14 protein-coding genes are annotated in these 13,565 nt (G+C 52.7%); 2 read left to right on the plus strand and 12 right to left on the minus strand.

Annotated elements, in window-relative coordinates:
* Positions 1 to 276: 276 nt before the first annotated feature.
* A complete protein-coding gene (locus IEW12_RS06200; protein WP_188565064.1) occupies positions 277 to 1,083 on the minus strand; it encodes a hypothetical protein in 807 nt (268 codons plus the stop codon).
* A 477-nt stretch (positions 1,084 to 1,560) separates the two neighbouring features.
* On the opposite strand from IEW12_RS06200, the gene IEW12_RS06205 reads away from it, so the two are divergent.
* Positions 1,561 to 3,225 (plus strand): methyl-accepting chemotaxis protein, encoded by a 1,665-nt coding sequence (locus IEW12_RS06205; protein ID WP_188565065.1) that lies wholly within the window; start codon positions 1,561 to 1,563, stop codon positions 3,223 to 3,225.
* A 60-nt stretch (positions 3,226 to 3,285) separates the two neighbouring features.
* On the opposite strand, the gene IEW12_RS06210 is transcribed toward IEW12_RS06205, so the two are convergent.
* Positions 3,286 to 3,660, minus strand: a complete 375-nt coding sequence (locus tag IEW12_RS06210; protein ID WP_188565066.1) for a hypothetical protein — start codon at positions 3,658 to 3,660, stop codon at positions 3,286 to 3,288.
* A gap of 148 nt (positions 3,661 to 3,808) precedes the next feature.
* Between IEW12_RS06210 and IEW12_RS06215 the strand changes: the two genes are divergently transcribed.
* A complete protein-coding gene (locus tag IEW12_RS06215) occupies positions 3,809 to 4,663 on the plus strand; it encodes a LysR family transcriptional regulator (protein WP_188565067.1) in 855 nt (284 codons plus the stop codon).
* Here IEW12_RS06215 and IEW12_RS06220 read toward each other — a convergent pair.
* From IEW12_RS06220 to IEW12_RS06265, 10 genes are all read right to left on the minus strand, one after another.
* Entirely contained in the window at positions 4,660 to 5,175 is a 516-nt protein-coding gene (locus IEW12_RS06220; RefSeq protein WP_188565068.1) for a GNAT family N-acetyltransferase, read from the minus strand. The two genes, IEW12_RS06215 and IEW12_RS06220, sit on opposite strands and share 4 nt — an antisense overlap.
* A gap of 200 nt (positions 5,176 to 5,375) precedes the next feature.
* The gene (locus IEW12_RS06225; protein ID WP_229750944.1) at positions 5,376 to 6,158 is read right to left on the minus strand and encodes a PEP-CTERM sorting domain-containing protein; all 783 of its coding nucleotides are present in this window, start codon (positions 6,156 to 6,158) and stop codon (positions 5,376 to 5,378) included.
* Between the two features lie 213 nt (positions 6,159 to 6,371).
* Entirely contained in the window at positions 6,372 to 6,731 is a 360-nt protein-coding gene (locus IEW12_RS06230; protein ID WP_188565069.1) for a 4-fold beta flower protein, read from the minus strand.
* 154 nt (positions 6,732 to 6,885) lie between these two features.
* Entirely contained in the window at positions 6,886 to 7,503 is a 618-nt protein-coding gene (locus IEW12_RS06235; RefSeq protein ID WP_188565070.1) for an OmpW/AlkL family protein, read from the minus strand.
* A 137-nt stretch (positions 7,504 to 7,640) separates the two neighbouring features.
* Positions 7,641 to 8,159: a hypothetical protein gene (locus IEW12_RS06240; RefSeq protein WP_188565071.1), complete on the minus strand. Its 519-nt coding sequence runs from the start codon at positions 8,157 to 8,159 to the stop codon at positions 7,641 to 7,643.
* Positions 8,160 to 8,236: 77 nt separating this feature from the next.
* A complete protein-coding gene (locus IEW12_RS06245; RefSeq protein WP_188565072.1) occupies positions 8,237 to 9,133 on the minus strand; it encodes a hypothetical protein in 897 nt (298 codons plus the stop codon).
* A 138-nt stretch (positions 9,134 to 9,271) separates the two neighbouring features.
* The gene (locus IEW12_RS06250) at positions 9,272 to 9,910 is read right to left on the minus strand and encodes a glutathione S-transferase (protein ID WP_188565073.1); all 639 of its coding nucleotides are present in this window, start codon (positions 9,908 to 9,910) and stop codon (positions 9,272 to 9,274) included.
* Between the two features lie 151 nt (positions 9,911 to 10,061).
* The gene (locus tag IEW12_RS06255; protein WP_229750945.1) at positions 10,062 to 11,084 is read right to left on the minus strand and encodes a dienelactone hydrolase family protein; all 1,023 of its coding nucleotides are present in this window, start codon (positions 11,082 to 11,084) and stop codon (positions 10,062 to 10,064) included.
* A 121-nt stretch (positions 11,085 to 11,205) separates the two neighbouring features.
* Positions 11,206 to 12,210: an ankyrin repeat domain-containing protein gene (locus IEW12_RS06260; protein WP_188565075.1), complete on the minus strand. Its 1,005-nt coding sequence runs from the start codon at positions 12,208 to 12,210 to the stop codon at positions 11,206 to 11,208.
* A 246-nt stretch (positions 12,211 to 12,456) separates the two neighbouring features.
* Positions 12,457 to 13,485, minus strand: a complete 1,029-nt coding sequence (locus IEW12_RS06265; RefSeq protein ID WP_188565076.1) for a hypothetical protein — start codon at positions 13,483 to 13,485, stop codon at positions 12,457 to 12,459.
* Positions 13,486 to 13,565: the final 80 nt, after the last annotated feature.

Here is a 13,565-nt window from a genome sequence, read left to right on the forward strand (position 1 = left end):
ATTTGCTCAAACAGTTCACTAAAAATCCCTGGATGCGTGGATGGCCCTGCGTGAAAATCCGAGGCGAACGCAACCGTCAACGGCCTTGGCAAGCGTCCTTGTTCCAGGCTTATCTCATACTGCGTAACAGCAAACCGCCCGTGCAATCCGCTCCGATAACTCCATCTGGCCAGCCAACCGCCGAGCAGGGCAATATCCAGCACCCACTCGCCCATTCTCCTGAAGCGGTTGTTATATTTGCCGCGATATTTTGCTGAGCTCACAAAAAAATATCGCTTACTCGGTTACCGGCTGGGCAGCTTCAAGCTGTGCTGTTTCAGACTGTGCTTCCCGCATTATTTTTTTACGTTTACCCCAGAACATGAATGCGAATACAGGAATGGAAAACGATACCATCCATGGGCCATACAGCGCAGCAAATGCGCTGGCACTGAACATTTGGAAATAGACGGGTTGAAAGAACATCTCTCCCGAAGTCCAGTTCACACCGAATTTGCAAACACCGAACAGGATACCGATGATCCATAGCCACTTCCGCTTCAACGGGCGGGTGCGGATGCACACGACCAAGGTCACCAAAGTAAATGCAAGGGCTGCAATGGTGAGCACCAGACAGGCGTAATGAAGAAAGGATTTTCCAGCCAGCGAGAAACGATTTTTATTTTCAATAGAGTCTGCCTCCGGCGTTACATGAAAGCCAGTCACATGTGTGCTGCCTGCTTTAGTCTCGGTAAGCACATTGATCAGCAGCCAGGTTGACGGGTACTCAAACTCATAAGTCAAGTTCACGGTTTCAACGCTGCCCGATTTAAATGTATGTGCCCCCACTGTCTTGACAGATTTGGGCGGACCGGGAGGAATCAGCGCCGACATTTTTTCCAGAGCTGCCCGTGTGTCAGGTGTCTTGATAGCAGTATCAAGATGGCTTTCTATCTTTTCAAAATCTTTATCCTGCAGTTGCTGGATGTAAATGCGCGCCTCCGCATCTTCTTTGGCAGGAGTAAATTTTGCCACCACGTCGGCCTGATTGCAGCCGGCAAGCAAAAGCAAAGCGGCCAGATAAGAACACAAATTATTCTTCATGCGCATCTTTCTCAGAATGTGATGTTTAGCCAAATATTTCAGCTATCAGCGCAGGAAATTAGAGCAGTCGCAAAAATTTCGCATTACCGATTTGACATGCTAAAGTAACATCAATATTGGGATGCGGCAAGCAGACGGCTTGCTCAAACGTATTTCATCCACAATCGGCGAATATCTACACGCGCTTCGAACGCCTCCGCCAGCAAACAAAAAAAACTTGCCGTTCAACTTTTTTTAATCTGGAATTAGCCTGTTATTTCTGACAGGCTCACGTCTCAAGATCGAAAAAAAAATCTCTATACCATTACCTTTTCGAAACATTAAATATTGTTAAAAACAAATTTTTAATGTTTATTATCAATAACTTACAAAGAAAAATCATTCGATTCTTCTCTCATCTTTTGATCTATATCAATACCGCAAGGCAACTAAATTACGATACTGGGCACGTCAATCAGACATGTCCAGGAGAATGCCATGCGTACCAATTTGCCGATTACCCAAGTTGAATATGTAATGAAGGATGGAGAGTCCATCGTCTCCAAGACCGATCTGAAAGGCAAGATCACTTACATCAACCCCTACTTCATTGAAGTCAGCGGCTTTGATGAAGAAGAGCTGATCGGTGCGCCGCATAATCTGGTGCGCCATCCGGACATGCCGCCGGAAGCCTATGCCGACCTGTGGACGACATTGAAAGCAGGCCGCCCTTGGACAGGCATGGTGAAGAACCGCCGCAAGAACGGCGACTATTACTGGGTGAAAGCGAATGTAGTACCGATACGCGAGAATGGCCGCGTATCTGGCTATATGTCGGTGCGTACCAAGCCTGAGCGCGCCGACATCGACGCAGCGGAAGAGATTTACCGCAAATTCAGGAGTAACAAGGCCAAGGGTCTCAAAATCGAGCAAGGTGCGGTAGTTCGTACCGGCGTCACAGGAAAGATTGCAGCACTGGCCGACATGGCTCTGTCCAGGCAAATTGGCGGCAGCATGCTCATGTTGCTGGCTCTATTCATTGCAGCTTCCATGCTGCCAGGCGCCTACGGCGCAGCGGCACTGGTCACCGGGCTCGCGATGATATGTTTCACCTGGTTCAGCCTGCATCGCGCGATGGTCGCCCCGCTACGCCAGGCCACAGACATTGTCTATGCGTTGGCCGGTGGCGATCTGCAATATCAATTTACCGCAAACGGCAAAGGTGACATGGGCCAGTTGCTACGCGGCCTAGGGCAGATGAATGTCAACCTGAAATCCATCCTGCGCGATGTGCAAATCAACGTAGAGGCAATACGCGTAGGCACATCTGAAATTGCAGCAGGCAACCTGGAGCTGTCCGGCCGCACTGAATCGCAAGCTGCCAACCTGGAAGAAACGGCAGCCAGCATGGAAGAATTTGCCTCTACCGTGAAAGAAAATGCGGCCAATGCAGTGCAAGCCGACAAGCTGGCAGTGTCGGCCACGCAGGTTGCTGCCAAGGGCGGTGAAGTGGTCGCCAAGGTAGGCGCAACGATGAAAGACATCAGCAGTTCAGCGGGCCGCATCGTTGAGATTATTTCGATGATAGACGGCATCGCGTTCCAGACCAATATCCTGGCGCTGAATGCAGCAGTGGAAGCTGCCCGGGCCGGTGACCAGGGTCGTGGATTTGCTGTCGTGGCAACCGAGGTCCGTAATCTGGCGCAGCGCTCCGCCACCGCGGCCAGTGAAATCAAAAAACTGATCGGCGCTTCGGTGGACTCCATCAAGGCCGGCTCAATACTGGTTGATGAAACCGGACGCACGATGAATGAAATTGTCGGCTCGGTACAACAAGTCATGAGTATCATGGAAGAAATCACACTGGCGACCAAAGAGCAAAGCACCGGTATAGACCAAGTCAACCAGGCAGTGATGCAAATGGATGAAGTGACCCAGCAAAATGCGGCGATGGTAGAAGAAGCTGCCAGCGCTGCAGCCAGCCTTGCCGAACAGACGATCAGATTGGCGCAAGCGGTCTCGGTCTTCCAGATAGGGGCGGTAGCGCCTGCCTATGCGCCCAACCGTGCGGTGCCTGCCCGCGCAGCTTCGGCCATAGCTGCACCCCGCCCATCCGCAGTCAAACACTTGCCATCGCGGACCAAACACCTGCTGGTAGCCTAACGACGCCTGATGCAATCACACCGCGGTCGGCAGCCTCCAATCGGGATGCCGACTGTGGACTTAGTTCTGCTCCCTGGCCATCGCCAGCGCCGCCTCCACCCTGCTCCTGAGTATTCGCTCGCTATCGTCTTCTCTGGCAAATTCGGCGCTGCGGACAAATGCCTCCATCAGCGCCAGTTGCCGCTCGTCTAGCGGCGCCGATCCAGCCCTGTCGATTTCGGCCAGCTCATGCAGCAACCCCATCGCCAGGTTGCGCTGTTCTATCATTTTGGGAAGCTGTTCGTCGCAGCGTGCAATCGGCGCGGGATAAGTGCTGACCTCAGCACTAAGCTCACGGCTGATGCGCTGAAGATAGGTTTTGAGGTCTGTCCATATTGTCAATTCCGGCTGAGCACCGATGAAATTTTTATTGTCGGCAGCAATTGGCATATTCATAGTCTCCCCCTCCCCTGTTTTCAGATCAGCGCCGCACAAAAAATACGTCTCGGCCAGGACACTATGTCACTTCCCAAATAAGAATAAAATAGAATAATTGGAATAACATCTAGTCGTCTAAGGAATATAAAAAGCTATGTTGGATGGCGTGGATGCGCTTATAGCGCTGGAGCAATATGGCACCGTCAGCGAGGCTGCGGTGCGCTTGCGACTGACACAATCGGCCGTCAGCAAGCGGCTGCAAGCGCTACAGGATGCGCTGGGCTTTCGTCTGGTCGTGCCGGAGGGGCGGCGCATCCGGCTAACGCCCCAGGCTATCGACTTCCTGCAAAGGGCCAGGCCGCTGGTCGCGGAATTGCGTTCACTGGGAACACCGGCCGGGCGCGGTTCCATATCCCATTTTTCATTGGCGCTGGCCGATTCGATTGCCGCTTCCTGGGGGCCGGCGGTGGTGCGGAGGGCACTGGATGCGCTGGACGGCATCCTTGTCGATGTGCATGCGCATCGCAGCGTGCTCGTCATCGAAAGCGTGCGCCTTGGCCGCTACCACATCGGCCTGTGCACCGATCCGCTACAGGCCAAGGACGTCATCCACCATCCGCTGATTGATGAGCCTGTCGTTATGCTGAACTCCGCATGCGCCAGACGCTCCGATCATGCCCGGCCGCTGATCACTATCGAAAACAGTTCTGCGACCTGGCATGAAATTGAACCGCAGCTCAAATCAGTTCATCCGCAGCTATTGAACCGGCATCTGATACAGGTGGAGTCCTTCAGTGCCGCAGCGCAGATGGTCAGGGCGGGGTTTGGCGACGGGCTGTTGCCGCTGGGACTGGTCATGGAGCTGGCTTTTCCCAAGTCCTGCTACCGCTTGCTGCCCGGCGTAAAACGCCGTGTTTCGCTGTTGACGCGCAAGACCGTCAACCAGTTGCCCAGTTTTGAATTATTGCGCGAACAGCTTGAGGCTGTGACGCGGGCGCATTTTTCTGCACTTGGCGCCTAGCCCGAAGATAAGGCCTTTTCCAGTATTACGGTATCGCCCAGGTATTGCTCAAACTTGTAGCGTTCGCCGTTTTCTGCAAAACCCATCTTGCGCCAAAAGGCGAGACCGCCAAGATTGGTGCTGATCACGCCTATGCGTATCGAGTTCATGCCGGGCCAGGAAGCAACGATCTGTTCCAGTTTCAGGTATACCTGGCGGCCATAGCCCTGCCCCCGCACATCTTCAGCAAACAGCAACAAGCCCAGCATGCTTTGCTGCGGCGTCTTCCAGCCTTTCAGCAAGTCGGCACAGCCTATCATGCGTTCTCCCTGATAGATCCCAAAGAAATATTTGTCGTCATATGAGTAATTGGGCGGCAGGTCGCTCAGCAAATCCGGCACCTCTTCCGCGACCGGCAAGCGCCCTTCTACCAACAGGCTGTATGCAGGCGCGGCCAGCACTACCCCGGTAAGTGCCGACATTTGTTCTTCGCTAATGTTTGCCGCATGCAGGCGGCGCAGTTCAAGTTCCATGGCCAAGTATTGCGTCTATTGCGTCGTTCGTATCCCTGCAAGTATACCTGCGGACCAGCAGCAGATAAAGAAGGTGCGCGCCAGAAATAAAAATGCCGCCCAGTTTGCACTGGACGGCATCAGGGCCGGAGCGAGATCAATACCGGCAGCAATCGTCGCGACCGCTGCTGAATTGACCTTAACGGCCCAACCGGTAAAGCTTATTTTTGCTTGCGGCGGCGCACTGCTGCCATGCCTGTCAGGCCCAGGCCGACCAGGGCAAGGGACATAGGTTCAGGCACATCTGACGGTGGCGTTACCGAGCCAAAACCATCCAGATAGGCATAGCCGGTGTGTGCGGAAGGCTGGCAATCTGCGGCCAGCAAAGACAAGGTGAAGTCATGGCCGGACAGGCTGGCATCAATCGCCAGTTGCTCGATCTGCCATTGCGAGGTGTAGAACAGATCGCCGGACGAAGAGAAGCGGTTATCCACACCACCACCACCGTCGCCGGCGTTGTAGACACGGCTGATCACATCGGTATTAGTTGTGTCGTCATGAAGAACGATCATCAGCAGTGCCGATTCGTTTTCGGAGTGGCCGCCGTTTTCCAATACCGCTTTCCATGCGAAGAAAATATTTGCATCGGTATAGTTCGTCACTTTTTGACTGATGACAGATGCGTAGCCGCCGGATGTTGTGTCCTCGGCGCGAAAGGCGTAGTTGCCGCTATAGACGGTACTGCCCAGCAGATTGCCCAGATTAGGATCGACGTAGCCGGAAGAAACGACCGAAGAGTGGGTGAAAGAATTTGTATACAGAGATCCACCTGGCAAGAAAGCTGCCGGCGACATGCCCGAGTTCAAAGTGTTGTAGCGAGCTCCCTGGCCGGTAGTCCAGCCGGTTGTGGTGCCATCTTCAAAGCCGCCGTTCACAAAAGGGGCTGCGAAAGCGCTCGCGCTAGTCATCAAGGCGAGCGTCAACGCCAAGGTCATTTTCTTCATGGTTTCTCCATAACTTACATATAAAGTTGATTTTTTACCAATGCTGCACCTGTTATATAGCAAGCAGCATGCCAAAAAATTAATTCCTATGAAATCATGGACTTAGATAGAGAACGCAAATATATCTGGTCTTTTTGTAAATAAAACCGACACATTACGTTACATGAATATTAAAAAAAATCTGTCTCCTTGTCGGGCTTGTTGAGCCTCAACTCAAGAAATAAGCAATGCACCCCAACTTATGCGGGACCACGCACCTGAGGGTGCTTGCGGAGCAGGCGGAGTCGGCGGTGCCGAAGGGGTATTGAGCGTCGGCGGCACCGCAGGGGTAGGCGGAACGGGCGGCACAGAAGGGGTAGGCCCCACCAGATGACCGGGAGTAAAAGCGACGGCACCCGCTTCACGATCGCGGAATATGCCGGCGATAAAGAAGCCAAGGTGCTTTGCCCGTAGCGAGAACAGGCCGCGCCCATGCACGAAGGCGATGAATTGCATGCGCGTGTCAAACACATAGGCGCGCTCCTCGTGATACCAGCCTACGTGGGTGCAATTGCGATCGAAAATGGGTGTCATGTCCGCGCCTTTAAATATGAATAAAGAATAGTGTATACGCGAATTGATGCCAGGTGATCGCTGTCGCCTGGAGCAAGCTCTATCAAAAAGGGCGCGCGGTGCAATGCACCGCGCGCCCTCTTCTACTCAACATGTTGTATGGTTCGGCGAAGCGTCAAAAACGATAGCCCGCGCCCACGCCTATCATCAGCGGATCCACTTTCACTGCGCTGACCTTGGCGCCGGAGATGAACACGTCGCTACGGATCTGCACCTTCTTCACATCGAAGTTAATGGACCAGTGCTTATCCACCTTGTAATCAAAGCCTGCCTGCAGCGCAGGGCCGGTGCTGCTGCTTTCCAGCGAGCCGGCGCCGCCCAACAAGTTGACGCTGGACATACGGGTGTAATTGATGCCGGCGCCCACATACGGACTGAACTGCGACTCCGGCAGGAAGTGATATTGCAGCAGCAGCGTAGGAGGTAGATGCTTGAAGCTGCCTATGCGGACACCATCCAGCGACACATCATGCTTCTGCGGATAGGTCAACACCAGTTCTGCAGCGATATTGGGTGTGAAGAAATAAGAGATATCCAGCTCGGGTATCGTCTTTTCAGAAACGCCTATCCTGTTGGAGGCGCCCACACCGCCTACAGGATCGGATTTATCAGCAGGCGATAGGTGCTCTGCCCGTACACGCACCAGCCATGGGCTTTCCTGCGCAAATGCCTCACCGGAAAAAAGACCCAGCGCGGCCAGACTCAAGGTGGATATCAGGATAGTTTTTTTCATTTTCACTTCTCTCATCACTCGTCGTTAAGTTGAGTAGAAGTGTAATGATGCGGCGCAATATTGACCTTGATGTAAATCAAAAATTCCGAAAACGCGCGTTATGCCCAAGGCTGGCAAGCATACTGCAGGCCAGCCGTTTACTTGGCAGGCACAAGATCAATCGGTTTTGGCGCGAGATGGTAATACTTCATTGCTGCCCGGGTCTCCACCGGCGACAGCACCCTGGGTTTCGCCTGGCGGACAGCCTCATCTTCGCTGAACATCGAGCGCAACAACAGCACACGATAGACGTCCATTCTTTCTACATCGGTCTTGCAACGGAAGCGGCAAAAGGATTTATAGGCCTTCAGCATTTCATCCCAGATCACGAGATTGGCCTCGGGGTCGCGGTCGCGTTTATACAGATCCACGGCCTGTGTGTAAGAGATGCCGTCTATGGATTCAAAGGTATCGGTAATGGCCTTGATGCGTTTCAGCATGGCCGGTGGCAGTTCCTCATGCAGGATAGGCGAGAACCGGATTTTATTGGGATCGATCGCCGTCGCAGGTTGGCTGGCCGGTGCTGCAAACTGAGAAAAAGCCGGTGCGGAAAGTGCTGCAAGATATCCCGCAAACAAAACGGAGATCAGCGAGGAACGGGAAGTAAGTAAAGACATGGTAGCTATTGCCTGGAAATTGAATGCTGTCTCCCATGGTAAGGCAAAACGGCAGAAACTGCATTCTCCTGTAACGGCTAGAAACTGGTGTAAAGACCCAGCCCTGCGCTCCAGTCAGGGCTGTTCTGCGTCATGCCCTTGTTGGCAAAGATGCGCATTCCGCCGCTATCGCTGAAACGGTAGGAACTGGAGATTTCCAGCGCCTGGTAATACGCCGTGCCGCTGCCTGAAGGCTGTTCGGCAGTGAAACTGATCGCGCTGGTGTTCCGGGGCACAAACTCGGTCGACAAGGAAATGTAGGCGGACCACACATTCTGGAAACGGATGTTTTCCTGTATGCCGTTCACCTTCAGCTTGCCGGGGTCGCCCAGCACCGTATACTTGGTGCCACCGCTCAGCATCGCCTTTTCCAGCGGATAGCTGGCAGTCAGGCCCAGAGAATAGTCATTCTTGCCGGTTCCCAGTCCCTTAGCAGCATCCGCCGCAGCGATCTTCACGCTGGCCACCACATTCACTGCAATCGCGGTGGCGGGGTCTTCCAGCACTTCCCTGTTGGCACTGGCATAGATATCACCCTGGCCGGATGCAGATACCAGCCTTGGCGTAACAGTAATGCGTTTTTTTACCCGTGTGATGATGGTGCCGGCAGGCGCTGTGCGGTTCAGATAAGAAGTGCTGAGCAAGAAATCAGTGTCATACGCGGTCCATTGAAAGCTCAAGGTCTTCGCATGGCTCTCGCTGGCGACGCTTTCACCGTAGTTGCCGCGGGTGTAGGAATAGCCCAGGTCCACATAGACAGGCTCGCGGTAATCTGTATGGTCAGGAACAGCAGGAATGACCGTCTCCTCACATCTTCCAGCAGCGGAAAATGCAAGAAGCAGCGGAAATAACAGAAATGCTTTGACGGGGAAGGATAGACGTTGGCGCACGCTAGGGTCTGACAGCTTGTTCTTGTTTTTGGAAACAGGCGTCATTGTAACGCAGTGTATCAAGATGCCACGATAAATTTAATACCCGCCCGATGTCTCTCCTCAGACTTAACTAAGCAGGCTTAACTAGGCGAGCCTGACCAAGCGGGCTCGGCGAATCGAGCTTAATAACCACAAGCTTCGCTAGGCAGCGCAGGGATAAGTGCCGTCACCAAATGGCGCAGCCTTGAACTCCGGCAGCAATTCCGCCTGGCGCGAGTGCGCGCTCAAAGCTGGGTAAGACGCAGCAGGAATCACCTCCGGTATCATCTGCTGCAGGAAGTTCCAACCTACCGCAACGCATACTCCGGCCTGGTTGATAGCCTCGCTGGTGACAGCCAGGGGCCGCGCCTTCAACTCTGCTTCCAGCAAGTCCAGCGCTGCCAGCATTTGCCTGGAAACGCGCTCCATCCACGGTTCATGCAGTTTTTCCGCCGGCCTTACATTGTGTTCGTAGACGATCTGCACGCCCTTGTCCACCGCTGCCTGCGCCACACCGATGATGTGCAACGCATGCTGGCGCTCTGCAATTGCCGCAGGCATCAGGCTCTTGCGCGGCGCGGCCAGTGCTTCGGCATATTCAATGATCAGGCCGGAATCCATCAGCAATTCGCCGTCGTCGCACACCAGCGTTGGTGCTTTTACCACCGGGTTGATCTTGCTAAATTTATCGTAGGTACTGAACACCGAAATGGATTGGTGCTCAAACGGCAAGCCCAGCAATTGCAGCGAAATCGCCGTACGGCGGACATAAGGTGAATCCAGCATTCCTATCAATTGCATGGCTGTCCTTTGCGGAGGTAGTGGTTCGGGATTGAGGAAGACAAGTTATTGCTTATTTTATATGGCTTTTGCATTTCGTTTTAGCCGAACTTCAGCTTTGCGCTTTTATCTGGGTTCCACAGCTTTAAATGACGCCCGCAGGCTACCCCCACTAAGGCAACTGGAAAGCCCTGCGCAAGAATGCCTTCACATCGGCTTCCGCCCTATCGCCCTGCTTGAGATTGGCCCCGGTCGACACGCCGCGCATGATGCAGGCCCTGGTCAGCTCTTCAAGCGCACCCAGCGAGGCCAGTTTTTCCCCGCTCTGCAGATAGCGATATTCGCCATGCTCCATGTCAAGCTGGATCTGCGGGCACTTCTGGGCCGAGGTCGACATCGGGTGGTACTTGAAATAGGCGTTGGTATTGTCGAAATCATGATAGGCATCGGGATACACGTGCACCTCAACCTCTTGCCGATCGCGCTGCATCACTTCGGCGAAGTTCTGGCACAGTTTTGCCGGCGTGTAGTTATCCTTTTCCCCCAGCGCCATCATCAGTGGCGTGCCGGACAGCTTGGGCGCCGGCGTGGCCCACCAGACTTGCGAGCAACCGGGGTAAAAAGCAACCAGGGCGGCAAACTTGGTATCGTCATCAATCATGCCTTTGCGGAAGGCCTCCATCGTCATGTCCAGCGCAACGCCTCCGCCGCGCGAAAAACCGATCTGGCCGATCTTGGTGGAGTCGATACGCGGATCGGTGGCCAGCAGCTTGAGTGCCGCCAGCGCATCGGCGTCATTGGCGGCTGGACTCAGCTTGCCCTGGTCGGCCTCGGTGCTGGCGATATTGCGCGGACTGAAGGAATCGACGATAAACGCGGCGATACCCATTTCGTTAAAGGCCCGGGCCCAGCGCCGCACATCCTTTTCCTGTAAACCGGCCGAGCCATGCGAGATCACCATGGCCGGGATGCGCCCCTTCATTTCTTTGGGAAGATACAGGTTGGCCCAGATCACGGTCGGCGTCTTGTCGTACTTGCGGTGCACCAGGTCCCACTTGGATTTGGGGGTGACGCTGTTGAAGTAGATACGGCCCTCAGGCTGCGTGGACAAGTCGTTGTAAACCTGCTGCGCGGATGCAAGGGAAGGAAGTAGCGACGTAATCGCTATGCATAAAGACAGGAGGCGGGATTGCAAAGAGATGCCCTTCTTGACGTGCCTGTTACCAGACTTTAGGTTTAGCATAAATGGTATGCGGCTGGGGGATAATTATGACAGACGTTCGTCTCAATAGACCAGCCCGACTCAGCTCTTGAGACTAGCCGCTCGCCAGGCATTTTTCACCGAAGCGAGGATCCGCCTTCAACTCCAGCAGTGTCTTCAGCAGCAAGGCATTATCTTCTTTTTTGGCGATATCGTAAGGTGTCGCGCATTGGCTCGGCATGCCGGCCTTGCCGTTGACATCGGCGCCATGTCCGACCAGGAAACTGACCTTGGCCGGAAGATCGCTAAGGCATTTATTCCAGTTACGGTCCGCTACTTCCTTGCTCGTCCATTTGTAGTCCGGCTTTCCGCAACTGGCAGCGAGGAACAACAGGCCGCTGGGTTCGGTCGGGTTCTTTCCGGCATCCGGGTCGGCTCCGTGTTGCAGCAGCAGCTCTGCCATGGGAAACTGATTCAGTGTAACCAGGGTCAGCAAGGCCGGCTTTCTTCCCCGCTCGGTACGATTGGGGTCTGCATCATGCTCCAGCAACAGCTTCAGCATGCGGTAGTACAGATCATCCGACTCTGCATACCCATGCCGGCCCGCTGTCAGCACCAGCACGCTCAGCTCCACATCCTTAGCAGAAGCGCCATAGGCCAGCACCAGCTCCGTCATTTCCAGCCGCCTTGTGTTCAGCACGCCGGATGCCAGGCTCACCACAAATTTATTCGTGCCGCCATCGGTCACATCCACTCCCCTATTCAGCAGGAACTGTATGGTCTTCAGTTTGTCGGCATCCTTTGCCTGGCTATTCTCGCGGTAGATATAGCTATACATCGCCGTACTCAGCAAATGCAAAGGCTGCACGGTATCCGGAAAAAACTTCAGCAGATTTTTCAAATTTTCCAGCTCGCCATTCCTGGCCGCGTCGTTCAATCTCTCCGCCGCCGTTTTCGGCGTCAGCGCCTGTATTGCCATCAGTGAGCCACAAAACACGATACCGGCGGGGCCTTCGCATAGCTTGCCGTCGTTGGAGGCGTGAGAGCCGGGAGAAAAGGCAGACAGGAAAATCGTTGCGAGCAGTGCTGCGGTGGCTTTGGAAGGATTTCGGAGATTCATGGTGGAACAGGCCGGTACCTGGGGTCAGTGAGAGTAGGGTCTATCTGTATAGCGAAATGCTAACGGATCGGAAATGCTACTTTACACTACCTCAAATATTGCATGAAGGAAATTTCATTTTTATCCGATAACGCTGCATCGCTCCAACTGTTGGAGTCTAGTGAACCTACGTTCAAAAACGGCGTAGTAGATGAAATGCCCTTGAGGAAAAAATCTAACGGACATTTTTGATTTTTTTCAATTAACTTATATTATTTTTATAGGTACATCCGACAAATCATTTTCCGTCACAGGACGCTTGCCACCTAAAATGATTGATGTCGAAATACCTATTGCCTCGGCAGACACCAGCGGCGGCATATTTTCGTCGATACCCAGTAAATTTTTAATTCCCAAAGTGACAGCTGCTTGCAACTTTAAGCAATACGTTGAAACATCCTTCGTCTTCTTATCTGATAGATCATTAGCCCCATGAACAAGTTGGCGAAAATTCCATATATCTCTAGCGTCACTCTCGTCTGTTTTCAAATTTTTTACTAAATATGATTTAAGACTTAGCCCATTTACTTCCTTCTTCGTTTCTACCCCACAAGTTGGGCATTCTGGAATTTCATGACCACACTTTGCCACCCTAAAGGGTGCACTAATTTTTTCGTCATTTTCAGTACAAAGAATTTCAAGTACTATCATTAGAAATATGAAGCGATCAATCTCAAATTCTGCGGTGAGCGCCTTGTGATACCAGCGGAGTGCTGCTTTTTGGCGTTTAGATAAATTAATGCAGTTTTCACTTAGTGAAATAAATGTTTCAGTTTGAGTTGAGTTTAAGTAAGCACAAGATTGAAACTTAGGAGGTTTATAGCCATTAGGAAAGGGATACAATAAAAAAACCCTCTCATCTCCAAGGTTAAACGGAGCAGTAATATCTAAGACTTCCAGTTCTACAATAGGTATAGGGGAATGCAGTCTAATAGCTAGATTATCGCAAACATCCTCAAGTAAACCGTCTACTTTTTCTAGCGCACTATTCGCGTCTTCTGCATCAACTACCAAAGAAATTTTTGCAGGCCCACAGAAGCCGCCTCTATGATACGGAATCCAATGCGATCGAACGCATTTTTTCAAATAGATTGAGACATCACCTGCATTAATTGTTGACTCAACTAAACGACTTGCCCATTCCATTTTTTCTGGAAAACCAATATGGCCATTCAACAAATTCACTTCAATCATCGGGAACGGAATAATTGCAGATACACACCATGTCTTTGTCATATGGCCCCATATCAGAATAATTCGAAGGAACTGCAAAACATTAAAAATTTGCACCACCTTGGACCAATGGAATATTGGCT

Source organism: Parundibacterium terreum, from assembly GCF_014636315.1.
GTDB lineage: Bacteria > Pseudomonadota > Gammaproteobacteria > Burkholderiales > Burkholderiaceae_D > Undibacterium > Undibacterium terreum.

Bases quoted from the DNA above. Each gene is read 5' to 3' on its own strand.
- IEW12_RS06200 (WP_188565064.1), bottom strand. From the start codon at position 1,083: ATGAAGAATAATTTGTGTTCTTATCTGGCCGCTTTGCTTTTGCTTGCC.
- IEW12_RS06205 (WP_188565065.1), top strand. From the start codon at position 1,561: ATGCGTACCAATTTGCCGATTACCCAAGTTGAATATGTAATGAAGGAT.
- IEW12_RS06210 (WP_188565066.1), bottom strand. From the start codon at position 3,660: ATGAATATGCCAATTGCTGCCGACAATAAAAATTTCATCGGTGCTCAG.
- IEW12_RS06220 (WP_188565068.1), bottom strand. From the start codon at position 5,175: ATGGAACTTGAACTGCGCCGCCTGCATGCGGCAAACATTAGCGAAGAA.
- IEW12_RS06225 (WP_229750944.1), bottom strand. From the start codon at position 6,158: ATGAAGAAAATGACCTTGGCGTTGACGCTCGCCTTGATGACTAGCGCG.
- IEW12_RS06230 (WP_188565069.1), bottom strand. From the start codon at position 6,731: ATGACACCCATTTTCGATCGCAATTGCACCCACGTAGGCTGGTATCAC.
- IEW12_RS06235 (WP_188565070.1), bottom strand. From the start codon at position 7,503: ATGAAAAAAACTATCCTGATATCCACCTTGAGTCTGGCCGCGCTGGGT.
- IEW12_RS06240 (WP_188565071.1), bottom strand. From the start codon at position 8,159: ATGTCTTTACTTACTTCCCGTTCCTCGCTGATCTCCGTTTTGTTTGCG.
- IEW12_RS06245 (WP_188565072.1), bottom strand. From the start codon at position 9,133: ATGACGCCTGTTTCCAAAAACAAGAACAAGCTGTCAGACCCTAGCGTG.
- IEW12_RS06250 (WP_188565073.1), bottom strand. From the start codon at position 9,910: ATGCAATTGATAGGAATGCTGGATTCACCTTATGTCCGCCGTACGGCG.
- IEW12_RS06260 (WP_188565075.1), bottom strand. From the start codon at position 12,210: ATGAATCTCCGAAATCCTTCCAAAGCCACCGCAGCACTGCTCGCAACG.
- IEW12_RS06265 (WP_188565076.1), bottom strand. From the start codon at position 13,485: ATGACAAAGACATGGTGTGTATCTGCAATTATTCCGTTCCCGATGATT.